At 69.0% G+C, this 24,875-nt stretch carries 26 protein-coding genes and 1 tRNA gene; 21 read left to right on the forward strand and 6 right to left on the reverse strand.

Features of this window, described 5'->3' with window-relative positions:
• The first annotated feature begins 41 nt into the window (after positions 1-41).
• Both UG56_RS05425 and UG56_RS05430 read left to right on the forward strand, forming a co-directional pair.
• A tRNA-Asp gene (locus tag UG56_RS05425) sits at positions 42-115 on the forward strand.
• A gap of 619 nt (positions 116-734) precedes the next feature.
• Complete coding sequence (locus tag UG56_RS05430; RefSeq protein ID WP_045550541.1) at positions 735-1,406, forward strand: hypothetical protein; 672 nt, start codon at positions 735-737, stop codon at positions 1,404-1,406.
• 75 nt (positions 1,407-1,481) lie between these two features.
• Here the strand turns inward: UG56_RS05430 and UG56_RS05435 are convergent, their stop codons facing one another.
• Positions 1,482-2,528: a hypothetical protein gene (locus tag UG56_RS05435; protein WP_045550540.1), complete on the reverse strand. Its 1,047-nt coding sequence runs from the start codon at positions 2,526-2,528 to the stop codon at positions 1,482-1,484.
• Positions 2,529-2,810: 282 nt separating this feature from the next.
• Here UG56_RS05435 and UG56_RS05440 point away from each other — a divergent pair, with 282 nt between their 5' ends.
• Positions 2,811-3,158: a WhiB family transcriptional regulator gene (locus tag UG56_RS05440; protein ID WP_084100592.1), complete on the forward strand. Its 348-nt coding sequence runs from the start codon at positions 2,811-2,813 to the stop codon at positions 3,156-3,158.
• 30 nt (positions 3,159-3,188) lie between these two features.
• Positions 3,189-3,545, forward strand: a complete 357-nt coding sequence (locus UG56_RS05445) for a metallopeptidase family protein (RefSeq protein ID WP_045550539.1) — start codon at positions 3,189-3,191, stop codon at positions 3,543-3,545.
• On the opposite strand, the gene crcB is transcribed toward UG56_RS05445, so the two are convergent.
• From crcB to UG56_RS05460, 3 genes are read right to left on the reverse strand one after another with little or no spacing between them, the layout of a single operon-like run.
• Entirely contained in the window at positions 3,542-3,910 is a 369-nt protein-coding gene (crcB, locus tag UG56_RS05450) for a fluoride efflux transporter CrcB (protein WP_045550538.1), read from the reverse strand. The genes UG56_RS05445 and crcB overlap by 4 nt on opposite strands.
• Entirely contained in the window at positions 3,907-4,371 is a 465-nt protein-coding gene (locus UG56_RS05455) for a fluoride efflux transporter FluC (protein WP_045550537.1), read from the reverse strand. Before UG56_RS05455 ends, crcB begins: the two co-directional genes overlap by 4 nt.
• An 18-nt stretch (positions 4,372-4,389) precedes the next feature.
• Entirely contained in the window at positions 4,390-5,334 is a 945-nt protein-coding gene (locus UG56_RS05460) for an ATP-binding protein (RefSeq protein ID WP_045550536.1), read from the reverse strand.
• Between the two features lie 315 nt (positions 5,335-5,649).
• Between UG56_RS05460 and UG56_RS05465 the strand changes: the two genes are divergently transcribed.
• From UG56_RS05465 to UG56_RS05490, 6 genes are all read left to right on the forward strand, one after another.
• Positions 5,650-7,092: an NAD(P)/FAD-dependent oxidoreductase gene (locus tag UG56_RS05465; protein ID WP_045550535.1), complete on the forward strand. Its 1,443-nt coding sequence runs from the start codon at positions 5,650-5,652 to the stop codon at positions 7,090-7,092.
• 146 nt (positions 7,093-7,238) lie between these two features.
• On the forward strand, positions 7,239-8,075 hold the full coding sequence (locus tag UG56_RS05470) for an alpha/beta fold hydrolase (protein WP_045550534.1): 837 nt from the start codon (positions 7,239-7,241) through the stop codon (positions 8,073-8,075).
• Positions 8,072-8,992 (forward strand): metal-dependent hydrolase, encoded by a 921-nt coding sequence (locus UG56_RS05475; protein ID WP_045550533.1) that lies wholly within the window; start codon positions 8,072-8,074, stop codon positions 8,990-8,992. Before UG56_RS05470 ends, UG56_RS05475 begins: the two co-directional genes overlap by 4 nt.
• Positions 8,989-10,074, forward strand: a complete 1,086-nt coding sequence (locus UG56_RS05480) for a PDR/VanB family oxidoreductase (RefSeq protein WP_052693933.1) — start codon at positions 8,989-8,991, stop codon at positions 10,072-10,074. Before UG56_RS05475 ends, UG56_RS05480 begins: the two co-directional genes overlap by 4 nt.
• 59 nt (positions 10,075-10,133) lie before the next feature.
• Positions 10,134-10,667: a GNAT family N-acetyltransferase gene (locus tag UG56_RS05485; protein ID WP_045550532.1), complete on the forward strand. Its 534-nt coding sequence runs from the start codon at positions 10,134-10,136 to the stop codon at positions 10,665-10,667.
• 79 nt (positions 10,668-10,746) lie between these two features.
• Positions 10,747-11,025, forward strand: a complete 279-nt coding sequence (locus UG56_RS05490) for a hypothetical protein (protein ID WP_045550531.1) — start codon at positions 10,747-10,749, stop codon at positions 11,023-11,025.
• A 4-nt stretch (positions 11,026-11,029) separates the two neighbouring features.
• On the opposite strand, the gene UG56_RS05495 is transcribed toward UG56_RS05490, so the two are convergent.
• A complete protein-coding gene (locus UG56_RS05495; RefSeq protein WP_071326888.1) occupies positions 11,030-11,800 on the reverse strand; it encodes an IclR family transcriptional regulator in 771 nt (256 codons plus the stop codon).
• 69 nt (positions 11,801-11,869) lie between these two features.
• On the opposite strand from UG56_RS05495, the gene UG56_RS05500 reads away from it, so the two are divergent.
• The 7 genes from UG56_RS05500 to mgrA all read left to right on the forward strand — a co-directional run bounded on the left by UG56_RS05500 (position 11,870) and on the right by mgrA (position 17,777).
• Positions 11,870-12,685 (forward strand): 2-keto-4-pentenoate hydratase, encoded by an 816-nt coding sequence (locus UG56_RS05500; protein WP_045548857.1) that lies wholly within the window; start codon positions 11,870-11,872, stop codon positions 12,683-12,685.
• Positions 12,686-12,690: 5 nt separating this feature from the next.
• Entirely contained in the window at positions 12,691-13,650 is a 960-nt protein-coding gene (locus tag UG56_RS05505; RefSeq protein ID WP_045548858.1) for an acetaldehyde dehydrogenase (acetylating), read from the forward strand.
• On the forward strand, positions 13,647-14,675 hold the full coding sequence (dmpG, locus tag UG56_RS05510) for a 4-hydroxy-2-oxovalerate aldolase (RefSeq protein WP_045548859.1): 1,029 nt from the start codon (positions 13,647-13,649) through the stop codon (positions 14,673-14,675). The genes UG56_RS05505 and dmpG overlap by 4 nt, the downstream gene beginning before the upstream one ends.
• Positions 14,676-14,770: 95 nt before the next feature.
• The gene (locus tag UG56_RS05515; protein ID WP_045548860.1) at positions 14,771-15,010 is read left to right on the forward strand and encodes a helix-turn-helix domain-containing protein; all 240 of its coding nucleotides are present in this window, start codon (positions 14,771-14,773) and stop codon (positions 15,008-15,010) included.
• Positions 15,003-16,265: a type II toxin-antitoxin system HipA family toxin gene (locus tag UG56_RS05520; protein WP_045548861.1), complete on the forward strand. Its 1,263-nt coding sequence runs from the start codon at positions 15,003-15,005 to the stop codon at positions 16,263-16,265. The genes UG56_RS05515 and UG56_RS05520 overlap by 8 nt, the downstream gene beginning before the upstream one ends.
• A gap of 43 nt (positions 16,266-16,308) precedes the next feature.
• Positions 16,309-16,719: a DoxX family protein gene (locus UG56_RS05525; RefSeq protein WP_045548862.1), complete on the forward strand. Its 411-nt coding sequence runs from the start codon at positions 16,309-16,311 to the stop codon at positions 16,717-16,719.
• Positions 16,716-17,777, forward strand: coding sequence for an L-glyceraldehyde 3-phosphate reductase (mgrA, locus tag UG56_RS05530; protein WP_045548863.1), 1,062 nt, complete (start codon positions 16,716-16,718; stop codon positions 17,775-17,777). Before UG56_RS05525 ends, mgrA begins: the two co-directional genes overlap by 4 nt.
• On the opposite strand, the gene UG56_RS05535 is transcribed toward mgrA, so the two are convergent.
• Entirely contained in the window at positions 17,774-18,208 is a 435-nt protein-coding gene (locus UG56_RS05535) for a hypothetical protein (RefSeq protein ID WP_045548864.1), read from the reverse strand. The two genes, mgrA and UG56_RS05535, sit on opposite strands and share 4 nt — an antisense overlap.
• A 177-nt stretch (positions 18,209-18,385) precedes the next feature.
• Between UG56_RS05535 and UG56_RS05540 the strand changes: the two genes are divergently transcribed.
• The 4 genes from UG56_RS05540 (at position 18,386) to UG56_RS05555 (ending at position 24,844) form a co-directional block, all read left to right on the forward strand.
• Positions 18,386-19,996 carry an AbgT family transporter gene (locus UG56_RS05540; protein ID WP_045548865.1) on the forward strand — a complete coding sequence of 537 codons (1,611 nt, stop codon included), beginning with the start codon at positions 18,386-18,388 and terminating at the stop codon, positions 19,994-19,996.
• Between the two features lie 19 nt (positions 19,997-20,015).
• Complete coding sequence (locus UG56_RS05545) at positions 20,016-21,491, forward strand: amidase (protein WP_045548866.1); 1,476 nt, start codon at positions 20,016-20,018, stop codon at positions 21,489-21,491.
• A gap of 93 nt (positions 21,492-21,584) precedes the next feature.
• Positions 21,585-22,904 (forward strand): M20 family metallopeptidase, encoded by a 1,320-nt coding sequence (locus UG56_RS05550; RefSeq protein ID WP_045548867.1) that lies wholly within the window; start codon positions 21,585-21,587, stop codon positions 22,902-22,904.
• 107 nt (positions 22,905-23,011) lie between these two features.
• Positions 23,012-24,844 carry a bifunctional metallophosphatase/5'-nucleotidase gene (locus tag UG56_RS05555; protein WP_045548868.1) on the forward strand — a complete coding sequence of 611 codons (1,833 nt, stop codon included), beginning with the start codon at positions 23,012-23,014 and terminating at the stop codon, positions 24,842-24,844.
• Positions 24,845-24,875: the final 31 nt, after the last annotated feature.

Genomic DNA, 24,875 nt, shown 5'->3' on the forward strand with positions numbered 1-24,875 from the left:
GGCTATGTTTTTCCCGTTGCCGCAGAGAGCGGAAACAACAAGGCCCTGTAGCGCAGTTGGTTAGCGCGCCGCCCTGTCACGGCGGAGGTCGCGAGTTCAAGTCTCGTCAGGGTCGCAAGAGTCGAGGCGGCGTGTGACTTCCGAGGGAAGTCCACGTCGCTTCTTGCATTTCATGGCGGCCTCCGGCCGCGGCGGGGGATATCCCCCGCACCCCCTTAGTTTCGCGGGGTGATGTGTCGCGCGGGGTGTTCGGTCATCCGCTGGTCGAGCCGTTGGGCGGAGGCGTGTCGAGACCGACACAGTTTCTTGCGCGCTCGATGGGCCCGCATTTGCGCCCGTTTGGTGTGGCTGGAGGGTCTTGTTTCCGTTGGTGTGACTTGTGTGTCGGGTGTTGTTCCGGGAGGGCGTGACACGCCGGGCTGTGGCGAGCGCGAGGGGCCTTGTGCGTGGGAGGGTGGTCGTCCTGCTTCGGTAGGAGTCTCGGGCCAGAGGTCCCCTCGATCTCACCCCCGGTTCGGGCCGTTCGACCCTGTGGGATATAAGCCGATTTAGCGGTAACGTGCGGGCTGCTGTCCTCTCGTGAGAGGATTCTGCCGCTTGTGTCGACGTCGCAGCTCGGCATGGCACGGGGGAACGACTAAGACGTTCGGTATTCAGGAGGCAACACCACCATGTCGTCGTACTACCCGCATCGGCCGCCCCATGCGGCGAGTGCGGACGAGCTTGCGTCGCGGATGCAGACGAACGGTGCCTACCGCACCCCGGCCGCCCCCGCGCAGCAGCAGCCCTCCGCCCTCGGGTGGGACCAGCGTCCGCAGCAGTCCCAGGCCCAGCCGCAGTACCAGGAGCCGGCGATCCAGCAGCCGGCCGTGATGGCACAGACCACCGGTACGCACTGGCCGCAGTTCGTGAACAACAACCGCCTCGTCGGTGCGCTGGTGGCCGGTTTCGGTGCCACCCAGCTCGCCACGATGTTCGGCTACTGGATCTACGGCCTCGGCATCATGGAAGGCCCGCTGGACTTCGCGTTCTTCAACGGCGTCATCCTGACCCCGAACGCCACCGCCAACGACGCCGGCTTCGCCGTCTCGCAGTGGTTCGCCGGCATGGGCTTCCACTACTTCAACGGCATGGTCTTCGCGCTCGCCTACGCGCTGGTGATCTTCCCGTGGCTCGGCAAGACCCACACCACCTCGAGCAACCTCGCGCGTTCGCTCGGCATGGGCATGTTCCTCGCCACCGCCTCCTGCGGCTGGTGGATCCCCGCCCTGCACCCGGAGGACGTCATCGGCATCGACCCGGGCTTCTTCTCGATCAACCTCGGTTGGGGCACCGTCCTGGGTGTCTACCTGTGGCACGTCGTCTGGGCCGTCGCCCTCGGCCTGTTCTTCAACCCGCAGGACTGATCCACGACCAACGCGAGAGCCCCAGCCGATCGGCTGGGGCTCTTGTCGTATCCGAAGGCCGTACGCAGCGCCCTGCTACTCCGGCCAAGCGTCGAAGACCTGGCCACCGTTGGTGGTCAGGTGGTTGTGCAGCTGCTCGCCGGCGGCGGCGTCGCGCAGCGTACGCAGCACCAGACGGCGCCGGTCGGACGGGTTCGCCGTCGGAGGTCCGGGGGTGAGCGCCATCGTCTCGGTGACCCGCTCGGCCAGCAGACGCAGGTGGCTGCGCTCGCCACCGGCGTAGATGACGTGGGTGTGCTCCAGCGGGGAGGCCCACAGGATGTTGCCCTCGACGACGATCAGGCGTGACTCGGTGGCCATCACCTTCATCTCGACGTCGGTCATGTTCTGGATCATGTCGGCGCCCGCGACGATCGACTCGCCCTCGTGCAGGAACGCGGGGAGCGCATGCGCGAGGTTGGCCTCGACCAGCGCGGCCTCCTCGCGCGCCCGCTGCTGGGCTCCCGCCTGACCGGCGTAGGCGCTGCCGACGGCGCGCTGGGCGCCGGTGTTCGGAGCCTGGCCGTAGGCACCGGTGTTGGTGCCGTACGGGCCCTGGTTGGGGTAGTAGGAGCCGGTGTTCGGGTAGGCGGAGCCGGGCGGCGGGTAGGACCCCGGGGCCGGAGCGACACCGTAGTTGGTGGGGGCGGGCGCACCGTAGTGGTTCGGGGCGCCGTACTCACCACCCCAGCTGGCGTCGACGTTCACCTGCGCGCCGGCGGCGCGGGCGGCGTAGTCGAGGGTCGGGAAGAAGTCGTGGAAGGCGTCCTTGTCCCGGATCTTCATCGTCGTGGAGTAGGACGATCCGGGGACCAGCGCCTCGATGATGAAGTCGCCCAGACTGGGCGGCGGAGGAACGCCGATGAAGGTGAGCACAGCGAGGTTGACGGAGAACACGCGCTCGTGGAACTCGAACATCACCCGGCGGTCGGTCAGGAAGGCGTGACCGGAGGCATTTCCCTCGTGGGGAAACTTGACCGCCACGCGGGCCCACTGGACCTCACCGGGCTGGAGCAGCGACTTCACCAGCAACCAGTCGCGGGTCTCCGAGGCGGTGGCTCGGCTGTTGGGATCATGCGCCATCCGTCGGTGGAAATCCTCCACCGGTCGGTGGCCCACGGTGATGGACGCCGAGGCCCTTTTCATTGAGCGCATGGTCGCAAACCCTAGCCCTTCCTCCCCTGAGTGTGGACAGTTTGTACCAGCAGGGTCGCGAAGTTGTGGAATCCCCTGATGTAGATGACACCTCAACTCTGCGGGATCACTCCAAGCACCTAGCTATTGACAGAAAACTGACAGGCCATCCGGCCACCCTCTTGGGTGGGTATCCCTGACGACGGGGATCAGCGAGGGGATGGGGCTGTGATGACTGGTTCGCCTGTGGCGACGGCAAGAGAGACGACCGGCGTGCACTGGAGCGAGCTGCCGTGCGCGATCGAGGACGGCGACCTGTGGTTCGCCGCGACCAGTGCTGATGCGGACCGGGCCAAGGAGCTGTGCCGTACGTGTCCGCTGCAGCACTCCTGTCTGCAGGGCGCGATCGCCCGCCAGGAGCCCCACGGGGTGTGGGGCGGCGAGGTCTTCTACGAGGGAATCGTGGTCGCGCGCAAGCGCACCCGCGGCCGCCCACGCAACGGAGAGCTCCACCAGCGCGACCTGGAGCGCCAGGCTCGTGCAAACCTGCGGAAAAATACCTCGGAAGCAGTTGCGTAGCTGTATCTGTCACCCGGCAGAATAGCTTCTGTGGGGATTGAGATAAGCCCAGAGCGCTTCGACGCACTCGTGGACCAGGCGCTCGACGCCATCCCGGACGAGCTGGCCGCCCAGGTGCACAACCTCGTCGTGCTCGTCGAGGAGTGGCCGCCCGAGAGCGAGCCTCAGGACACCCTCGGTCTCTACGACGGCGTGGCGCTCACCGACCGCAACGACCTCTACGGCCTGACGCTGCCGGACCGGATCTTCATCTTCCGCCAGCCGCTCCAGCAGATGTGTGTGGACGAGTCCGATCTGGCCGCCGAGATCCGCATCACCGTCATCCACGAGATCGCCCACCACTTCGGCATCGACGACGACAAGCTCCACGAGCTGGGCTGGGCCTAGAAGGCTGACCCGGCCACCCAGCCGAGGCTGACCGCAGCGGTGCCGACCGCGAGCGAGCCGAGGACGTTCAGGGCGGCCGATCGCCACTGCCCGTTCTCGGCCAGGCGGACCGTCTCGAACGAGAAGGTCGAGAACGTCGTCAGCGCTCCGCAGAACCCGGTGCCGGCCAGGGTGAGCACCCACGCGGGAAGTACGCCGCCCGCGGCCGCCCCGGCGAGCAGACCGAGCACGAGCGAGCCGACGGCGTTGACCGCCATCGTCCCCCAGGGGAAGTCGGTGGCGGTCCACTGCCGGACGTAGAGGTCCGTCAGGTAGCGCACCGGCGCGCCGATCGCACCGCCGAGCAGGACCAGGAGGGCCGTCATCGGTCCTCTCCCCGGGCCGGGTCCGGATAGAGGTCGGGGTCGACGCCGTCGACCACCACCTCGCGACCGCTGTCGAGCACGACGACCCGGCCGAGCGTCAGCCCGAGCCAGGCGGCGGTGATCCCGGCGATCACCGAGCCGAGCAGGTAGAGCAGCGCGAGCACCGGGGCGGGCCCGCCCAGGACGTACGTCTCCAGCTCGTAGGTCGAGAACGTGGTGTAGCCGCCGAGGACGCCGACGCCGAGGAAGGGGCGCAGGTAGCGGGTGTGTGACCACGGCCCGAGGACGAACGCCATCAGCAGGCCCAGCAGCAGGCAGCCCGTGACGTTGGTGAGGAACGTCGCCCACGGCCAGGCGCCGTCGCCGTGGGGGAGTGCGGTCGCGAGGCCCCAGCGGGCGAGCGAACCGAGCGCTCCGCCGGCGGCGATGGGGGCGAGCAGGTCGCCATGGTCACGCAGCACGCGGACAGCGTACGGCTTCTAGAAACGGGGGCCGGCCATCTGGGCAGCGCTCCATCGGGTGGGGCGGCCGCCGGCGGCCTGGGTCAGGTATTCGCCGAGGAACCAGCGCTGGAAGGTGACCTGCTCGGGAGGACGGGCCAGGACGAGCAGGCGCTCCTGGCGGCAGAACTCGTCGATCAGGTCGAGCATGTCGAGGAAGCGGCGCACCGTGTCGGCCGCCGACCGCGGCATGCGTACGTGCAGGTCAGCGGTCTCCCGGTCGTGGTCCGGGCCCGACCCGATCACGCCGGAGAGCTGGCCGTGGCCGAGACCGTCGAGGAGCTGGCGCTCGAGCGAGCCGAAGAGGGCCGAGAGGCTGGCGGCGAGCGGATAGTCGTCGGCGTGGGCGAGCGAGAGGAGGCGTACCTCCCGGCGCAGCTCCCGGAAGTGGTGCTGGAAGCCGCGGTAGAGGGCGAGCGGTACGCCGAGGATGCTGACCTCGACGGTCTCGGAGCCGAGACGCTCGGGCTTCGGTGGCGCGCCCGAAGGTCCGGTGATCACGCCCTCGACGCCGTCGCCCTCGTCGATCTCGGACGCCGGGGTGAACCAGACGGTCTTGCCGGACGCGTCGATGTCGGCGCCCCAGGCGTCCGAGACGCTGGCCACGATGGACAGACCGCGGCCGACCGTCAGCAGCACCTCGTCCTCGTCGTCGAGGGCGAGAGGAACCGGCAGGAGGGGCGGCTCGGTCGAGGCGTCTCGGATCTCGATGCGCGGGTGGTCGACGGTGCCGCGCATCCGGATCGTGACCGGGGCGGTGCCGTGGAAGAGGGCGTTGGAGACGAGCTCGGAGACACCGAACTCAGCGCACTCGAGGAGGTCGGTGCGGTCGATCTCCCTGCAGGCTGCTCGGACCCAGGCGCGGGCGTCCTGGACAGCACGGGATCCGGTGCGGAGCAGGAGAGCCGGCCGGCTCAACGGCATGGTCTCCTCCTCCGATCTCGCGGGTCGGCGTACACACGATCTCGTTGTGTGTTGTTCGTTGCAAGGATTTTCCGCACTTGAAGGTGTCTGATGCGGGCCATGGACGACTAGGGCACAAGGTCCCGGTGACCCTCACAGATTGAAGTCAGCGGGTTTCGACTCGGTAACGGACACGCGGGCGGGACGCATGCGCGGGCGCTGTCCGGCAACTGTGACGAAGTAGTCGCGCCCGGGAATGAACAGATCCGCCCGGATGGTTCAGAATATGAGGTGGAACGTTCAAAAAGGTCTCGTTTTGAGGTAGGGGATTAGGCAATGTCAGCGGACCAGGCAAAGCACCGGGTCGTCATCATCGGTTCCGGTTTCGGGGGGCTCTTCTCCGCGAAGGCGTTCAAGGGCCGCGACGACGTCGAGGTGACCTTGATCGCGAAGACGACCCACCACCTGTTCCAGCCGCTGCTCTACCAGGTGGCGACCGGGATCCTGTCGCAGGGCGAGATCGCCCCGCCGACCCGCGACATCCTGCACCGGCAGAAGAACGCAACGGTGCTCCTCGGCGAGGTCAACGAGATCGACACCGAGGCCAAGACGGTCAAGGCGAGCATCCTCAACCAGGAGATCGACGTTCCCTACGACTCCCTGATCGTCGCCGCCGGCGCCGGGCAGTCCTACTTCGGCAACGACCACTTCGCCGAGTTCGCGCCCGGCATGAAGTCGATCGACGACGCGCTCGAGCTGCGCGGCCGCATCTTCGGCGCCTTCGAGATCGCCGAGCTGACCGCCTCGCGCGGTGAGCCGATCGGCGACCTGCTCACCTTCGTCGTCGTCGGTGCCGGTCCGACCGGTGTGGAGATGGCCGGCCAGATCGCCGAGCTGTCCCGCCGGGTGCTCAAGAAGGACTTCACCCACATCCAGTCCGAGAAGGCCCGGGTGGTCCTGGTCGACGCCGCGCCGCAGGTGCTCCCGCCGTTCGGCGAGAAGCTCGGCGCCAAGGCGGAGAAGGCGCTGGAGAAGGCCGGTGTCGAGGTCGTCCTCGGCGCGATGGTCACCCACGTCGACGAGTTCGGCATCGAGATGAAGTTCAAGGACGGCAAGACCCAGCGGATCGGCTCGATCGCGAAGATCTGGGCCGCCGGCGTGCAGGCCTCGTCCCTCGGCAAGACCCTCTCCGAGCAGACCGGTGCCGAGCTCGACCGCGCCGGCCGGATCGCGGTCAACCCCGATCTGACCCTGCCGGGCCACCCCGAGATCTTCGTGGTCGGCGACATGATCAACCTCAACCACCTGCCCGGCGTCGCCCAGGTCGCGATCCAGGGTGGCAAGCACGCCGCCAAGACGATCAAGGCCCGGCTGAAGGACAGGCCGGAGCCGGGCGACTTCAAGTACTTCGACAAGGGCTCGATGGCCACCATCTCCCGCTTCAACGCGGTCCTGATGATGGGCAGCTTCAAGCTCTCCGGCGTCCTCGCCTGGTTCGGCTGGCTGCTGGTCCACCTCGCCTACATGACCGGGTTCCGCAACCGGCTCACCGCGACGCTGCACTGGATGATGTCCTTCATCGGCAAGGACCGCTCGGAGCGCACCACCACCATGCAGCAGATCTTCGCGCGTGAGGCACTGGAACGTGTGCCGGGCGGTATGGCCGCTCTGATCGACGACCCGGCCGAGGTCGCTCTGCAGGTCGAGCGCCGCCGCAAGGAGCTCGAGGACCAGGCTGCCGAGGAGTCGCGCCTGGCCGACTCCCACAGCGCCTCCTAGGTTCACCGCCTTCCCGACCGGCCCGCCGCAGACCATGTCCGCGGCGGGCCGGTCTCATTTCCGCGATCCAAGACCCGCGCTTGCTATTGTTTGCGGACACGGTGTCTCATTAATCTGTTGAGACGTCTGCGATCGAGGAGGATGTGGTGACCGAGGTGACCAAGCGGCTGGTCGAGACCACCGACGGGCTGGAGCTCGCGGTCTACGAGCAGGGGCCGAGCGACGCGCCGACGGTGGTGCTGGTGCACGGCTACCCCGACAACCACTCCGTGTGGGACGGCGTCGCGAAGGTGCTCGCCGAGCGCTTCCACGTCGTCGCCTACGACGTACGGGGCACGGGGGAGTCGGGGGTTCCCGACTCGACCGCCGGCTACCGCCTGGCGCAGCTCTCCGCGGACTTCAAGGCGGTCATCGACGCCGTCTCCCCGGATGCGCCGGTGCACGTCGCCGCGCACGACTGGGGCTCCATCCAGACCTGGGAGTCGGTGACCGACCCGGCCCTGGGCAGCCGGATCGCGACGTACGTCTCGATCTCGGGGCCCGACCTCGGGATGGCGACCACGTGGCTGCGGGAGCGGACCCACCTGGGGAGCACGCTGCGACAGCTGGCCCACTCCTGGTACGTCTTCGCGTTCCAGCTGCCGCTGCTGCCTGAGGCGATGGTGCGCTCGGGGCTGCTCGCCCGGTTCGTCGGCGGCGGGTCGCGGCCGACGAAGGACCAGGTCAACGGGGTCGAGCTCTACCGCGCCAACTTCCTCGGCAAGCTGCTCCGTCCGGAGCCGCGGCCGACGAAGGTGCCGGTGCTGGTGATCGCACCGCGCGGCGACGACTACGTGACCGTGCCGCTGCAGACCGAGGCGCCCCGGGCGTACGCGTCGTCCCTGGTCACCCAGGTCATCGAGGGCGGACACTGGGTGGTGGCGACCGAACCCGAGCTGGTCGCCGGCGAGATCGTGGCGTTCATCGAGAAGGAGGACCGATGAGCAAGGAGACGAAGGAAGCCAAGCGCGGGCACGAGCCGGCCAAGGTGGCTCTCCACCCGCGGAACGTGAAGTTCGACTGGAGCCGGCTGCCGCTGGTGTGGATCCCGGGCGAGGTCTTCGCCTCCCACTACATCAGCGTGCTGCACCTGCTCCTGCCCGAGGGCGAGCGGTGGTTCGTCAAGGTGTTCTCCGAGATCCTGCCGCTGATCGAGGACGACCAGCTGCGCGAGGACGTGATCGGCTTCATCGGCCAGGAGGGCGTGCACGCCGCCGCCCACCAGGAGGTGCAGGACTACTTCAACGACAACGGCCTCGACGTACGTCCGTTCGCGGCCGAGATCGAGGCGCTGTTCCGCAAGATCCTGGGCGATCGCGACCTGACCGGCCGTGCCAAGGAGGAGTGGCTGATCGAGCGTGCCGCGATCATCGCGGGGCTCGAGCACCTCACCGCCGTGCTCGGCAACTGGGTGCTCAACTCGCCTGCCCTCGACGCGGCCGGTGCCGACGAGACGATGCTCGATCTGCTGCGCTGGCACGGCGCCGAGGAGGTCGAGCACCGCAACGTGGCCTACGACGTCTTCCAGCACGTCGACGGGCGCTACCTGCGTCGCGCCCGCTCCTACCTGCTCGGCGGCACCGCGCTGCTCGTGCTGTGGTGGCGCGGGGCCAGCTACCTGATGAGGAACGACCCGACCGAGCCCGACCCGGCCAAGCGGCCGAGGGCGAGCCTGTTCAAGCTGATCGACGCCGAGCGTCGTGGGCTGGCGCCCGGGATCGTACGGATCGGGTGGGCGACCTGGAAGTTCTTCCTGCCCGACTACGACCCGTCCAAGGAGGGCTCGACCGCTCAGGCGGTGAGCTACCTGGCCAAGTCGCCGGCGGCCCTGCGCGCCGACGCCATCGCGGAGGGCCAGTGAACGACACCAGCGGGCCCGCGCACTACAGCGTCCCCGACATCCCGGACTCGAAGCTCTACCGGGGCTTCGAGGCGATCGTCGGGGGCTATTGGACCAAGGCCGCCTACCGCTCCTGGCGACGCCGCCGGCCGCTCGGGCGGATCGACCGGGACCTGCACGTACGCGTCAGCCGGATCGACGAGGAGGGCCTCGACGTCAAGGCGATCTGGTTCGAGCGGGAGGACGGCGGCGACCTGCCGGCCTGGGACCCGGGTGCGCACGTCGACGTGGTGCTGCCCAGCGGGCGGCTGCGGCAGTACTCGCTCAACTCCGACCCCGACGACCTCTCGGCCTACCGGATCAGCGTGCGGCGGATCGAGCCGACCGCGGGCGGAGGCGGTGGGTCGGTCGAGGCCCACTTCCTCTCGGTCGGTGACCGGCTCGTCCTGAAGGGGCCGCGCAACGCCTTCCCGTTCGTCGACTCACCCGCCGGCTACCTCTTCGTCGCCGGTGGCATCGGGATCACCCCGATCCTGCCGATGCTGCGTGACGTGGTGCGGCGGGGTGTGCCGTACGAGTTCGTCTACACCGGGCGCTCGCGCGAGACGATGCCGTTCCTGGAGGAGATCCGGGAGATCGTCGGCGACCACGAGATCCAGCTGTGGCCCGACGACGAGATGGGCATCCCTGACGCGGCGAAGATCATCTCGATGGCGCCCGCGGGTGCCGCGCTCTACTGCTGCGGGCCGATGCCGATGATCGAGGCGATCCGCGCACAGATCCCCGACCCGCTGATCGACACGCTCCACTACGAGCGGTTCTCACCGCCGCCGGTGCTCGGCGGCCGCCCGTTCCGGGTACGCCTCGGCGACTCCGACGTCGAGGTGGAGGTGGGTGCCGAGGAGTCGGCGCTGACCGCCGTCCGCCGGGTGCGGCCGGCCCAGGCGTACTCGTGCCAGCAGGGATTCTGCGGCACCTGCCGGGTCCGGGTGCTGGAGGGAGAGGTCGAGCACCGGGACCACGCGCTGGCCGAGTACGAGCGTGATGGCCACATGATCCTGTGCGTCTCGCGCGCCAAGGGGACCGTGGTGATCGACGGCTGAGCGCCGGTTGGTCGATAACGGTTTGCCCCACCGGGCACGAGGCTGATGTCCTGTGCCGCATGACTGCGCTCACCGTTCCCACCATCGATCTCTACGACTCCTGGGCTGCGTGCGTCGCGGAGTTCGGTGGGGCGCACGTGGACGGCGCGTCCATCCCCGACGAGGAGGCAGCCGACGTGACCCGCGAGGCCTGCGAGCGGCTGGTCGCGAAGACGGCCCGGGACCGTGACCTGACGATCCCGCCGCCCGCCGGGCGGGTGCACGCCTCGTCGTTCTGGATCACCGAGGGCGCCGAGGTGGTCGGGTTCATCCAGCTGCGGCACGCGCTCAACGAGTTCCTCGAGAACGTCGGTGGCCACATCGGCTACTCGGTGCGCTCCTCGGCCCGCCGGCGGGGTCACGCCGCGCGGGCTCTCGGGCTGGTCCTCGACGAGGCTCGCGCGCTCGGCCTGGAGCGGGTGCTGCTGACCTGCGACGACGACAACACGGCCTCCGCACGGACGATCGAGTCCCAGGGCGGGGAGCTCCAGGACGTCATCGACGCGGCTGACTACGGCTACGGGCTCACCCGGCGCTACTGGATCAAGCTGTGAGCGAGCGTCAGCGAGCGACCATCGAGTCCATCACGCGGCCGCCTTCGTATCCTGGCGCGTGCGCTACGGAGGTGGCCGCGTGAATGAGGAGGGCGTCGCCACCGAGGTCGAGGTGGAGTGGGCGCTGGCCGGTGACTCCGCGGCGCCCACCGAGCTGGTCGAGGAGGTGCTGACCGGTCTGCGCACCACCGGGCGTACGCCGAAGGTGGGCGTCGACGTGCTCCGGGCCGCGGCCTTCCGGCTGGTGTCCGAGGACCGGCTCGACGAGGTCGGCCGGGGCTGGCTGGAGCTCCTCGACGCGGTCCGGGCGCATCCGGACGCCCGGCTGGCAGACCTGCCGCCGGCGCGCACCGACTGACGTCTCAGCTCGACAGGGAGCGGCGGCGGCTCGCCAGGCTGGAGAGGCCCTGGGCGGCCGCGCGGACGAGCGTCACGTGAGCCTCGGGCCGGAAGCGGCCGACGGGGCCGGTGACGCTGATCGCGGCCAGGGCCCGGTCGCCGCCCTCGGCGAGGACCGGGGCCGCGACACACTGGAGGCCGACGGCGGACTCCTCGCGCTCGAAGGCGACGCCGTTCTCGAGCGCGGCGTTCAGCTGCCGCTCCAGCAGGCCGGCCGCGACGATCGTGTGGGGCGTACGCCGCTCGAGGGGGCTGCTGAGGACCTCCTGCTGCACCTCCGGGTCGGAGAAGGCCAGCAGGATCTTGCCGATCGCGGTGCAGTGGACGGGCATCCGCCCGCCCGGCCGGGAGGGGGTCTTGGCCTGGCGGTGGCCGCCGATCTTGGCGACGTAGACGACGTCGTGGCCCTCACGTACGCCCAGGTGGACGGTCTCGTGGGTGCGCTCGTAGAGGTCCTGGAGGAACGGCATCGCCAGCTCCAGGAGCGAGCGCTCGACCGAGGCGCGCATGCCGAGCTCGAAGAGGCCGCCGGAGAGGCGGTAGCCGAGGTTGGTGCGGTCCAGGAGCCGGTTGGTGACCAGGTCGCCGGCGACACGATGGACGGTCGCCTTCGGGAGCCCGGTGCGGCGGACGAGCTCGGCGAGCGAGAGCACCTGGTCGTCGACGGTGAAGGCACGCAGGATGGTCACCGCCTTGCCGAGCACGGTGTCGAGATCGGCAGGCTCGTGTGGCATGGGATCACCGTACCGGTCAGCGGGACGCTGGGCCCGCTGCTTCGGCCCATCTGCTGAGACCGTGGTCGCATGAACGAAGTGACCTCCCCGCCCGATGTCGCCGGCGACGCTGCCATTGCGGCCGCCGCCGACCGGCTGCTGACCGCCGCCGCCACGGGCATCCCCGTGCCGCCGATGCGGGACCTGCTGGACGCGACCGACCTGAAGACTGCGTACGCGATCCAGGAGCGCCTCACCGCCGCCCGGCTCGCGGGCGGTGCGACGATCGTCGGCCGCAAGATCGGGCTCACGTCGAAGGCGGTGCAGGAGCAGATCGGTGTGGACACGCCTGACTTCGGTGTGCTCTTCGACGACATGGCGTACGCCGACGGGGACGTGCTGCCCGCTGACGCCATCCTGCAGCCGCGGGCCGAGGCCGAGATCGCCTTCGTCCTCGCGGGCGACCTGGCCGAGGGTGAGCTCTCCTATGACCAGGTCAGGGAGGCCATCGACTACGCCGTCACGGCGATCGAGATCTGCGGCAGCCGGATCGCGGACTGGAAGATCGCCTTCGGCGACACCGTCGCGGACAACGCCTCCGCGGGTGCGTACGTCCTCGGGAGCGAGCGCAGGCGGCTGGACGAGTTCGAGCCCCGCGAGGTGACCATGTCGATGTCGATCGACGACGTGGAGGTCTCCACCGGGACCGGGGCCGCGTGCCTGGGCGACCCGGTCAACGCGGTCCAGTGGCTTGCCCGCTATGCCCGCGACTTCGGCGAGCCGCTGCGTGCCGGCCAGCTCATCCTCTCCGGCGCGCTCGGCCCGATGCGGCCGATCGCCGCCGGCAACACCGTTCGTTCCACCGTGTCGGGCCTCGGCTCGGTGGCCTTCAGCGTAGGGAAGTGACCAGCATGGGCAAGGCGAAAGTGGCGATCATCGGGTCCGGCAACATCGGCACCGACCTGATGATCAAGGTGATGCGTACGTCCCAGCATCTGGAGATGGGCGCGATGGTCGGGATCGACCCGGCCTCCGACGGTCTGGCGCGCGCGGCCAAGTTCGGGTTCGCGACGACGTCGGACGGCGTCGAGGGGCTGATCGGGCTGCCCGGTTTCGAGGACATCGAGATCGTCTTCGACGCGACCTCGGCCAAGGCGCACGTCGCCAACGCGGCCGCTCTGGAGCCGTATGGCAAGCGGCTGATCGACCTCACCCCCGCCGCGATCGGTCCGTACGTCATCCCGGCCGTCAACATCGACGAGCACATCGACGCCCCGAACGTGAACATGGTGACCTGCGGCGGGCAGGCGACGATCCCGATCGTGGCCGCGGTCGCGCGGGTCGTGCCGGTCGCCTACGGCGAGATCGTGGCCTCGATCTCGTCGAAGTCGGCCGGCCCCGGCACCCGGGCCAACATCGACGAGTTCACCGAGACCACCTCGGGCGCGATCGTGCAGGTCGGCGGCGCCAAGCGCGGCAAGGCGATCATCATCCTCAACCCGGCCGAGCCGCCGCTGATCATGCGCGACACGGTGTATGCGCTGGTCGAGGGCGGGTCGCGGACGCTGGCGGACCTGACCGCGGAGATCACCGAGTCGGTCGAGAAGATGGTCGGCGACGTCGCTGCGTACGTCCCCGGCTACCGCCTCAAGCAGAAGGTCCAGGTGCAGGAGATCCCCGACGACCAGCCGGTGGAGACGCTGCTCGCCTCGGCCGACGAGACCCGACCCACGCACCAGGTCTCGGTGTTCCTCGAGGTCGAGGGCGCCGCGCACTACCTCCCGGCGTACGCGGGGAACCTCGACATCATGACCTCGGCCGCGCTGCAGATGGCCGACCGGATCGCTTCGTCCAAGGAGGCCGCGCGATGAGCACGCCCATCTATGTCCAAGAGGTCTCGCTGCGTGACGGCATGCACGCCGTCCGCCACCGGATCACGCCGGAGGACGTCAAGCGGATCGTGATCGCTGCCGATGAGGCCGGTGTCGACGCCATCGAGGTCGCCCATGGCGACGGCCTGACCGGCGGCTCGGTCAACTACGGCCCCGGGTCCAACTCCGACTGGGAGTGGATCGAGGCGGCCGCCTCGGTGATCAAGAACGCCCGGCTGACCACGCTGCTGCTCCCCGGCGTCGGCACGATCCACGACCTGAAGCGGGCCTACGACCTCGGCGTCCGGTCGGTACGGGTCGCGACCCACTGCACCGAGGCCGACGTGAGTGCTCAGCACATCGCCGCCGCTCGGGAGATGGGGATGGACGTCTCCGGCTTCCTGATGCTCTCGCACATGGCTCCGCCCGAGCACCTCGCCGAGCAGGCCAAGCTGATGGAGTCCTACGGCGCCCACTGCGTCTACATCACCGACTCCGGCGGCCGGCTGACGATGAACGACGTCCGTGACCGCGCCCGCGCCTATCGCGACGTACTCGACGACGAGACCGAGATCGGCATCCACGCCCACGAGAACCTGTCGCTGTCGGTGGCCAACTCCGTCGTCGCGGTCGAGAACGGCGTCTACCGGGTGGACGCGTCGCTGGCCGGTCACGGCGCCGGCGCCGGCAACTGCCCGATCGAGGCGTTCATCGCGGTCGCCAACCTGTCGGACTTCAAGCACAACTGCGACCTGTTCAAGCTCCAGGACGCCGCCGACGACATCATCCGCCCGCTTCAGGACCGCCCCGTCCGCGTCGACCGCGAGACGCTGACCATGGGCTACGCCGGCGTCTACTCGTCCTTCCTCCGGCACGCCGAGAACGCCTCGGCCCGCTACGGCGTCGACACCCGCGACATCCTCATGGAGTGCGGCCGCCGCGGCCTCGTCGGCGGCCAGGAGGACATGATCGTCGACATCTGCCTCACCAAGCTCGCCGAGCGCGAGGCAGCTGCCGGCGCCTGATCGCTTCGCGACTACCAAATCGTAGTCACCTGTCATGACTACGATTTGGTAGTCGCTCGCCACGAATACGATATCGTAGTCGTGGAGGTGGGTACATGTCGTACACCGGGAAGGTCACCAGCCCCGAGTCGCTGGGGCGGATCCTGCAGCAGGCGCGCCTGCTCAACGGGTGGAGCCAACGTGAGCTGGCGGCGAGGATCGGGACGACCCAGCGCTACATCTGGGAGATCGAAGCGGGGAAGCCATCGATCTTCGTCGAGCGTCTGTTCGCCCTGATGAGGGAGACCGGGACGGAGCTGACCGCGACCATCGACGCCAGGAGCGACGATGAGTGACCTCGTCGTCGAGCTCTACGGAGAGCCGATCGGGCGGCTGGCCGGTTCGACCGCTACGTACGACTTCGTCGCCTCGGTCGAGGCTGTGGAGACGTACGGCCTGGACAGCACGGTCCTGTCCCTGGCGATTCCGTTGGCCCCGGTCGCGCCGCGGGGCCGCAAACCGCGGCGGCAGAACTTCTTCGCGGAGATGCTCCCCGAAGGACGGATGTTGTCGCGGCTGGCGGCGATGGCCGGCGTCAACGAGCGCGACGTGATCGGGCTGCTGCGGACCTACGGTCGAGACGTCGCCGGTGCCTTGCAGATCTGGGACCCGGACGTGCCCGGGGAGCCGCGGACCCCGAAGCTCGAAGCGGTTGGAGAACAGGGGGTGGCCGATCTTCTCAGCGAGATCGGCTCCTTCCCGCTCGCCAACAAGCCTGTCGGCGGCAAGACGTCGCTCGCCGGCGTCCAGGACAAGATCGTCCTGGTGCGCAACGCCGACGGCTGGCATCGGGCGCTGGACGGTTATCCGTCCACGCACATCCTCAAGCCGGTCACCTCCGACTTCCCGTCGATGATCTACGACGAGGAGTACGGCGCCCGGTTCGCGCGGGCTCTGGGGCTGTCGGCGTACGAGACGTTCATCGAGGAGTTCGCCGGGGTGCCGGCGCTGGTGATCGAGCGGTACGACCGCAGCGAAGAGGTCGACGGAGTCCCCGGCAGGGTCCACCAGGAGGACTTCAACCAGGTGCTGGGCGCCCGCGGCGACCAGAAATATCAGAAGTACGGCGGCAAGGTGTCTCTCAAGCGGATCGCCGGTGAGTTCCGTGCGCTGGGCGATTCTGCCTCGCTGCGGAAGCTGGCCACGATGACGGTGCTGGCGGCCGCGATCGGCAACCTCGACATGCATGCGAAGAACATCTCGTTGCTGCACCACCCGGACGGCTCGGTGGAGCTCGCCCCGGCGTACGACGTCGTTCCGCAGCGGCATCTGCCGAACGACGGTGAGCTGGCGCTCGCGGTCAACGGGGTCTATCAGCACTCGGCCCTCACCCGCGCCGACCTGATCGCCGAGATCGCGTCGTGGCGCCTTCGCGAGGCGGAGACACTGGTCGATGAAGCTCTGGCGGACATCGCCGAGATCGTCGAGGACGAGGTTCCCGCTCACGGGGCTCATCCGGGCTTGGTCGAGGACATCCGAGCCTTCACCGTCAATCTGCGATCCGGGCGTTCGGTGGGCGCGGAGCTGAGTCGATCCCAGGGCGGGGCCTGACGGTCCTGGAGTGGCTCCTTGGAGCCTATGGAAGAGTCGTCCCGTGAGCACTGAATCTTCTTCGCGGCTCGATCTGCCGCTTGTCGGGCTGGCCGCGCTGTTCCTCGGATCCGGCACCCTGCATCTGGTGAGGCCGCAGGTCTTCGAGCCGATCGTGCCGCCGCAGCTGCCGGACGCACGCAAGGTGGTCGAGGTGTCCGGGGTGGCGGAGATCGTCTGCGCGCTGGGGCTGCTGCACCCCAAGACCCGCAGGATCGCGGGGCTGGCGAGCGCTGCGCTGCTGGTGGGGGTGTTCCCGGCCAACGTGCAGATGAGCGTCGACGCGGGGAAGCGGGCGAACCGGAAGCGGACCGCCAAGTCGGCCGGGTTCTTTGCCGGTACGCTGGCGCGGCTGCCGCTGCAGTGGCCGATGATCAAGGTGGCGCTGCGCGCCGGGAAGGGGACCGTCGCATGACGTACGTTCCTGCCGAGTCCCGCTACGACTCGATGCAGTACCGGCGGACCGGGCACAGCGGCCTGGACCTGCCGGCGGTCAGCCTCGGGCTGTGGCACAACTTCGGTGACGACCTGCCGTTCGAGCGGCAGCAGGCGATCCTGCGTACGGCCTTCGACGCCGGCATCACCCACTTCGACCTCGCCAACAACTACGGCCCGCCCTACGGGTCGGCGGAGGAGAACTTCGGTCGCCACCTGCGCGGCGACTTCGCCGGGCTGCGCGACGAGCTGGTGATCTCGACCAAGGCCGGCTGGGACATGTGGCCGGGGCCGTACGGGAAGATCGGCGGCTCGCGGAAGTATCTGATCTCGAGCCTCGACCAGTCCTTGAAGCGGATGGGGCTCGACTACGTCGACATCTTCTACCACCACCGTCCCGACCCCAGCACGCCGCTGGAGGAGACGATGGGCGCGCTGGACCAGATCGTGCGGTCCGGCAAGGCGCTCTACGTCGGGCTGAGCTCCTACTCCTCGGCGCTGACCCGCGAGGCGGCGGCGATCCTGCGTGACCTCGGCACCCCGTTGCTGATCCACCAGCCGTCCTACTCGATCCTCAACCGCTGGCTCGAGACCGACGGGCTGCTGGACACGCTCGACGAGGTCGGGGCCGGTGCCATCTCGTTCTCGCCGCTGGCACAGGGGATGCTGACGAACAAGTATCTCGGTGGCGTCCCCGAGGGCTCCCGGGCGAGCCAGGGGAAGTCGCTGGCGACCTCGACGATCACCCCCGAGGTGCTGAGCGCGATCGAGTCGCTCAACGCTCTCGCGGCCGACCGTGGCCAGACGCTCGCCCAGATGGCGCTCGCCTGGGCGCTGCGTGACCCACGGATGACCTCGGTCGTCATCGGGGCCTCCCGGCCCGAGCAGGTCACCGACTGTGTCGGGGCACTTGCCGCGCCGGAGTTCACCGCCGAGGAGCTGGCCAGGATCGACGAGTACGCCGCGGGCACCGGTGACACGATCGACCTGTGGAAGCGTGCGCGGGTCGAGGGTGACTACCGGGAGATCTTCAACTAGCGCTCGTCGTCCCAGGCGGCAGAGCTGATCCGCCAGCCGGCGTGGGTGCGTACGAACGACATCGTCTTCATGCCTGCGCCGGTGTGGACCTCGCCTCCTGCGAGCCAGCGCTTGCCGTAGGCGCCCCACCAGTGGGCGATGTCGCCGAAGACGTCGATCCGGCCGGGCTCCGGCCACTCCTCGAACTCGGCGATCTCGCCGCTGGTCAGGAGCGCGAGGCGCGGGGCGATGAAGGACTCGACGTCGTAGACCTCGGCCGGCAGGCCGCACGTACGCACCACGGTCGCGCCGGGAAGCATGATCCGGCGCAGATCGTCCAGGCGTGCGGCCGCGTCCGGGCCCGTGGTGAAGGCCGAGAAGAACGCATCGACCAGTGCCTCGATCGCGGTCTCGTCCGACGTCGCTGCGGCCTCGCCGCCGATGAGGGTCATGGCCGGAACATAGCCACACCCTTCGGACGGGGCACCTCATTTGGAGGACGACCGCGAGATCTTCAACTCACCAACGAGCGCGCCGATCGGCACCGGCCAGGGGCGCTGGTTTGCTACCGTCGCGGGGCCTTCGTCGTTGCAGGCGACCCCATGCTCCCGACTCGGTAGGAGAGCCGCATGTCCGCAACCATCGAACCGAACGCACCGACGCGAGGCGACCGGGTGCTCGCCTGGGTCGAGAGGGTCGGCAACAAGTTGCCGGACCCGTTCATCCTGTTCCTGATCCTGTTCCTGACCGTCGGGGTGATCTCGACGATCCTGGCCGCAACGGACGCCCAGGTGACCCTCCCCGGCGCCGACGAGCCGCTCGTGATCAACGGGCTCTTCACGGCCGAGGGGATGACCTGGTTCACGGTCAACATCGGCGCGAACTTCATCGGGTTCCCGCCGCTGCTGACCGTCGTGACGATCCTGCTCGCGGTGACGGTCGCGGAGCGTACGGGGCTGCTGGCAGCGGCGATCCGCCTCACTCTGGCCTCCGCCCCGCGATGGCTGCTGCCCTACGTCCTCGGCGTCGTCGGGGTCACCGCGAGCGTGATGGCGGACGCGTCGATGATCGTCATCCCGCCGCTGGCCGCCGCGGTGTTCAAGGCCGCCGGGAGGCACCCGATGGCGGGGCTCGTCGGCGGGTTCGCGGCGACCGGAGCCGGCTACTCGACCAGTCTCGTCGTGACCAGCCTGGACGCGCTCTTCTCCGGGATCACCAACTCCGTGACCGCGACGCTGCCCGACCCCGGCGCCGCGGTGACCCCGGTGTCCAACTACTACTTCAACATCGCCTCGGCGATCGTGCTCGCCCTGGTCGCGGGCTTCGTCATCGACCGGGTCCTCGAGCCGAGGATGGTCCGCCAGAACGTACCGACCGACGAGGTCGAAGACGACGCGGACGACCGCTTCGAGAGCAGGGACGAGGAGGTCGCCGCGGCCCTGAGGAGCCACCGCCAGCCGCTCGAGGCGGAGGTCACGCCGCGGGAGCGCAAGGCGTTCCGGGCGGCGATGGCGACGGGTACGGTGCTGGTGGTCGCGATGGTCCTGGCCGTGATCCCGCACGGCTCGCCCTGGCGCAACGATGACGGAGGTTTCCTCCCCGAGTCCGCCCTGATGGACTCGATCGTCTTCATCACCTTCGTGCTCTTCCTCGCCCCGGGAATCGTCTACGGCTTCGTCGCGGGCACCCTGAAGACCGCCGCTGACGTGCCGAAGGTGATGGGCGAGGGGATCAAGGAGATGGCACCGTTCCTGGTGCTGGCGTTCATGCTCGGGCAGTTCATCGCGCTGTTCAACTGGTCCAACGTCGGTCCCGCGCTCGCGAAGGTCGGCGCCGACGGGCTGCAGGCCACCGGCCTGACCGGCTTTCCCGTGATCGTCGGCTTCATCATCCTGTGCTCGATCCTGAACCTGTTCATCATCAGCGGATCGTCGATGTACACGATCATGGGCGCGGTCTTCGTGCCGATGTTCGCGCTGGTCGGCTTCGAGCCCGGGTTCACCCAGGCCGCCTTCCGCATCGGCGACAGCGCGACCCAGGTGATCACCCCGATGAACCCCTACATGTTCGTCGTGCTGATGATGATCAGAAAGTACGAACCCACAGCAGGCCTCGGCACCTTGATCTCCCGCACCCTCCCGTTCGTGGTCCCGTTCTGGGTCGCCTGGTTCCTGGTGCTGGTCGTCTTCTACTTCGGCGGGCTCGACGTCGGGCCGGGAGTCGGCCCACGGATGGACTGAAATGCCCTAGCCTGCGCTCATGCGGGTCGATGAGTATTTGACGTACGACGCCACCGGGCTGGCGCAGCTGGTCGCTGACAAGGAGGTGACCGCGGCCGAGGTGCTGGCCGCGGCGCGGGAGCGGGCGGCGGCGGTGAACCCGCGGATCAACGCGATCGTCGCGGACATCCCGGAGGCCGATGCCCAGGTCGCCGGCGACGGCCCCACCGGGCCGTTCGCCGGGGTGCCGTTCCTGGTGAAGGACCTCGCCCAGGAGTATCAGGGGCACCCCACGACCTACGGCTCGCGTGCCCTCGTCGACGACGTCGCCGAGGAGCACTCCTACTTCACCCAGAGCGCCCTGGACGCCGGCCTGGTGATCTTCGGGAAGACCAACACGCCGGAGTTCGGGTCGAAGGGGATCACCGAGCCTGAGCTGTTCGGCGCCGCCCGCAACCCGTGGAACACCGACCACACGCCCGGCGGGTCCTCGGGTGGCTCCGGGGCCGCGGTGGCCGCCGGGATCGTCCCGGCCGCCGGTGCCAACGACGGCGGCGGGTCGATCCGGATCCCGGCGGCCTGCAACGGCCTGGTCGGGCTGAAGACCACCCGGGGGCTCCTGCCGCTGGGTCCGCAGAGCCTCGACGCCTCCAACGGCTTCGTCGTCCAGGGCGTGGTGACGCGTACGGTCCGTGACGCCGCGGGGCTCTACGACGCGCTCGTCGACGACCGGCCGCTGGCGATGATCCACGCGCCGCACCCCGGTGCTGCCTTCTCCGAGGCGATCGCGAACCCGCCCCGCAAGCTCCGGATCGGGTTCACCTCGACGTCGTCGATCACCGCACCCGACCCGGAGGCGATCGCGGCCGTCGAGGACGCGGCCAAGACCCTCGAAGCCCTCGGCCACCAGGTCGACGAGGTCGAGGCGCCCTACGACGCCGCCGAGCTCGGTCGCGACTTCCTCACCATCTGGTTCGCCTCGGCGGCCGCCGAGGTCGCCGAGGCCAAGCTCCGGGTGGGCGCCACCAACAAGGACTTCGAGGCCGACACCCTCGCCGTGGCCGAGCTCGGCCGGGCCGGGGGAGTGGTGGCCGTCGAGCTCGCGCACATCAACCGCCGCAACCACGTACGCCGGCTGAGCGAGTTCCACGAGACGTACGACCTGCTGCTCACCCCGACGCTGGCGAAGCCGCCGCTGAAGGTGGGCCAGCTGACGACTCCCAAGGCGCTGCAGACCGCGGCGCGGCTGCTCCACAAGGTGCACGGCGGGCGGATCATGCGGGCCACCGGGATGATCGACCAGCTGGTCGACGAGAACCTCGGCTGGGTGCCCTACACCCAGCTCGCCAACATCACCGGACGTCCGGCGATCTCGGTGCCGACCCACCGGACCGCGGCCGGACTGCCCTTGGGCATCCAGCTCTCCGGCCAGCTCGGTGACGACGGGCTGCTGCTGCAGGTCGCCGCCCAGCTGGAGCAGGCCACGCCGTGGGCGGAGCTCCGGCCGACGCTCTGAGGCTCGTGAAAGAAAATTTCCTGCACGTACGGAGCCCGTCCCGGGGCTGGGCCGCCAGCGACAGGTGACATGTCACCGATAGCCTCTGGCGGCATGACGCAGCCGCAGCAGCCGAACCCGTTCCTGGTCAACCAGCTTCGCGACGAGACGGACGCCAAGGCCCTGGTCACGAAGGCCGTCGAGACCGACGCCGCCGGAGCTCCGCGCGGCATCCTCGACGCGATCCGCGACCGGCTCGCCGACCTCGGCCCGGAGCTGGTCGCGGTCTCCCACGACCTCGCCGAGCACCCGGAGACCGGCTTCGAGGAGCACCGCAGCGCGGCCGGGCTGGCCGAGTTCGTCGAGGCCCACGGCATCGAGGTGGCGCGGGGCGCCTACGGCCTCCCGACCGCCCTCTACGCCTCGGCGGGCGGTGCCAAGGACGGGCCGACGATCGCCGTGCTCTCCGAGTACGACGCGCTCCCCGGCATCGGTCACGGCTGCGGCCACAACCTGATCGCCACCGTCGGCGTGGGTGCGTTCCTGGCCATCGCGAGCGTGATCGACAAGCTCGGCGGCCGCGTGATCTGGCTCGGCACCCCGGCCGAGGAGGGCGGCGGCGGCAAGGAGCTGATGGCGCAGCAGGGCGCCTTCGACGGGGTCGATGCGGCGATCATGGTCCACCCGTTCACCTACGACACCTCCGAGCCGGTCTTCCTCGGCCGCAGACAGCTGAAGGTGACGTACGTCGGGGTGCCTGCCCACGCCTCGATCCAGCCGTTCATGGGCCGCAACGCCCTGGACGCGGCCAACCTGCTCTACACCGGCGTCGCGCTCAACCGGCAGCAGATGCCGCCGACCGACCGGGTGCACGCGATCATCACCGACGGCGGCCTGCGCCCCAACGTGATCCCGGAGCACGCCTCGATCGAGTTCTACGTACGCTCCGCCTACCCCGAGACGCTCAAGATCCTCTCCCAGCGGCTTGAGGAGATGGCCATGGGCGCTGCGCTGATGACCGGGTGCGGCGTCGAGTTCGGCTGGGACGGGTCGCCGGTCTACCTGCCGATCCGCAACAACTCCGCGCTCGCGCAGGCCTGGAACCGTCGCTACCAGGAACGCAACCACACCGTCCTCGCGCCCGGCGTCGTCCCGGACCTGCTCGCCGGTTCCACCGACTTCGGCAACGTGTCCTTCCGGGTCCCGGGGCTGCACGCCATGGTCAAGATCGCCGAGCCCGACGTGTCCCTGCACAGCCGCGAGTTCGCCGCTGCCGCGGTCACCCCGTACGCCGACGAGGTGCTCGTCGACGCCGCCTACGGCCTCGCCGGAGTGGCTGCCGACTATCTCTGCGACGCGAACCTTCGCGAGCGTGTCCGTGACGAGTTCGAGGACGCCGGAGGAGCGGTCGACGTTACCGAATTTTTCGGGTGATGAACGGTTGATGACGATTCTGCAGCGGTAACGCGATTACCTCTTCACAATCGGAACCCGAAGGGGCATCGTTCCCTTCGTCGAACACTGAGATGGGGAGCCCCGCAATGCCTCGTAACACCCGAAGACTTCGCCCCGCTGTGGCCGTCGCCGCCGTCGCTCTCGCGGCCGTCGCGGTCGCCACCCCGATAGCGAACTCCGCCTCGGCCAAGCCCGGGAGCCTGGTCGATGTCCAGCTGCTCTCGTTCAACGACTTCCACGGCAACCTGGAGGCGCCGTCGGGTTCGAGCGGGCGCCTGGTCACCGGCCACCACATCGACCCGGCCACCGGGAAGCCGGTCGACGAGACCGTCAACGTGGGTGGCGTGGAATACCTCGCCTCCCACCTGGAGGAGGCTCGGAAGGGCCACGCCCGGTCGCTGACCGTCGCCGCCGGCGACCTGATCGGCGCCTCGCCGCTCCTCTCGGCCGCCTTCCACGACGAGCCGTCCATCGAGGCGCTCAACAAGCTCGGCCTGGACGTGACCGCGGTCGGCAACCACGAGTTCGACGAGGGCTACCAGGAGCTCCAGCGCATCGCCGACGGTGGCTGCATCGACGACGGCGACGGTCAGGACAACCAGAACTCCTGCGCCGCCCACGAGTACGCGGGCGCCGACTTCGACATCCTGGCCGCCAACGTGACCGAGGACGCGAGCGGCAAGACGATCCTGCCGGCGTACGTCATCAAGGAGGTCGACGGCGTCAAGATCGGCTTCATCGGCATGACCCTGGAGGGCACTCCGGACATCGTCACCGCCGAGGGGGTCAAGGGCCTCACCTTCAAGGACGAGGTCGAGACCGCCAACGCGCTGGTGCCCAAGCTGAAGAAGAAGGGCGTCAGGGCGATCGTCACCCTGATCCACGAGGGTGCCAACCTGCCCAAGGAGAAGTGGACCGACCCGGCCACCGGCACGGTCTACGACGTCAACGCCAGGTACGACTACACCTGCGAGGGTGGCGGCGAGCTCGTCGCCGGCTCGCCCATCGTGCCGATCGCGCAGAACCTCGACCCCGAGATCGACATGGTGGTCACCGGCCACACCCACCAGCCCTACGTCTGCGACGTACCCGACCCCGACGGCAAGTCCCGCCTGGTCACCTCGGCCTCGTCCTTCGGTCGTCTCTACACCGAGACCAACCTGAAGTACGACCTCAAGAAGGGCGACATCGTCCGCTCCTCGGTCAAGGGATCGAACCTGCTGGTCACCCGCGACGTGGCCAAGGCTCCGGACCAGACCGCGCTGATCAACACCTACAAGGAGCTGGTCACCCCGATCGCCTCCCGGGTGCTCGGCTCGATCTCGACCGACATCAAGCGGGACCAGACCGCCGCCGGTGAGTCCGCGCTCGGCGACCTGATCGCCGACGCCCAGCTCGCCGACCAATCGACGATCGTCAACGGGCAGACACCGGTGATCGCGTTCATGAACCCGGGCGGCATCCGCACGGATCTGACCGCGGCCAACTCGCCCTACGGCGAGGCCGTCGGTGACGTCACCTACGACGAGGCGTTCAACGTCCAGCCGTTCAACAACTACCTGGTCTCGCTGACCATGACCGGCCAGGACATCTACGACCTGCTCACCCAGCAGGTCACCGGCGCCAACGCCACCTCCCACAAGATCCTGCAGGTCTCGAAGGGCTTCTCCTACCAGATCAGCCCCTCGGGTCCGGTCGACGGTTCGGTCATGCTCAACGGCCAGCCGATCGACAAGGCCGCGTCCTACCGGGTCGTGACCAACAACTTCCTGCAGGGCGGCGGCGACGCGTTCGCGGCCTTCACCAAGGGCACCGACCCCTACTACGGCGGCCTCGACATCGACGCCTTCGCCGCCTACCTGGAGGCCAACTCGCCCTACACCCCGGGTCCGCTGGACCGCATCACCGGAACCCACTGAGAGAGGCCTCTCTTTCGTACGCAGCGGGCCC

This window comes from Nocardioides luteus (assembly GCF_000960475.2).
GTDB classification, from domain to species: Bacteria; Actinomycetota; Actinomycetes; order Propionibacteriales; family Nocardioidaceae; genus Nocardioides; species Nocardioides luteus_A.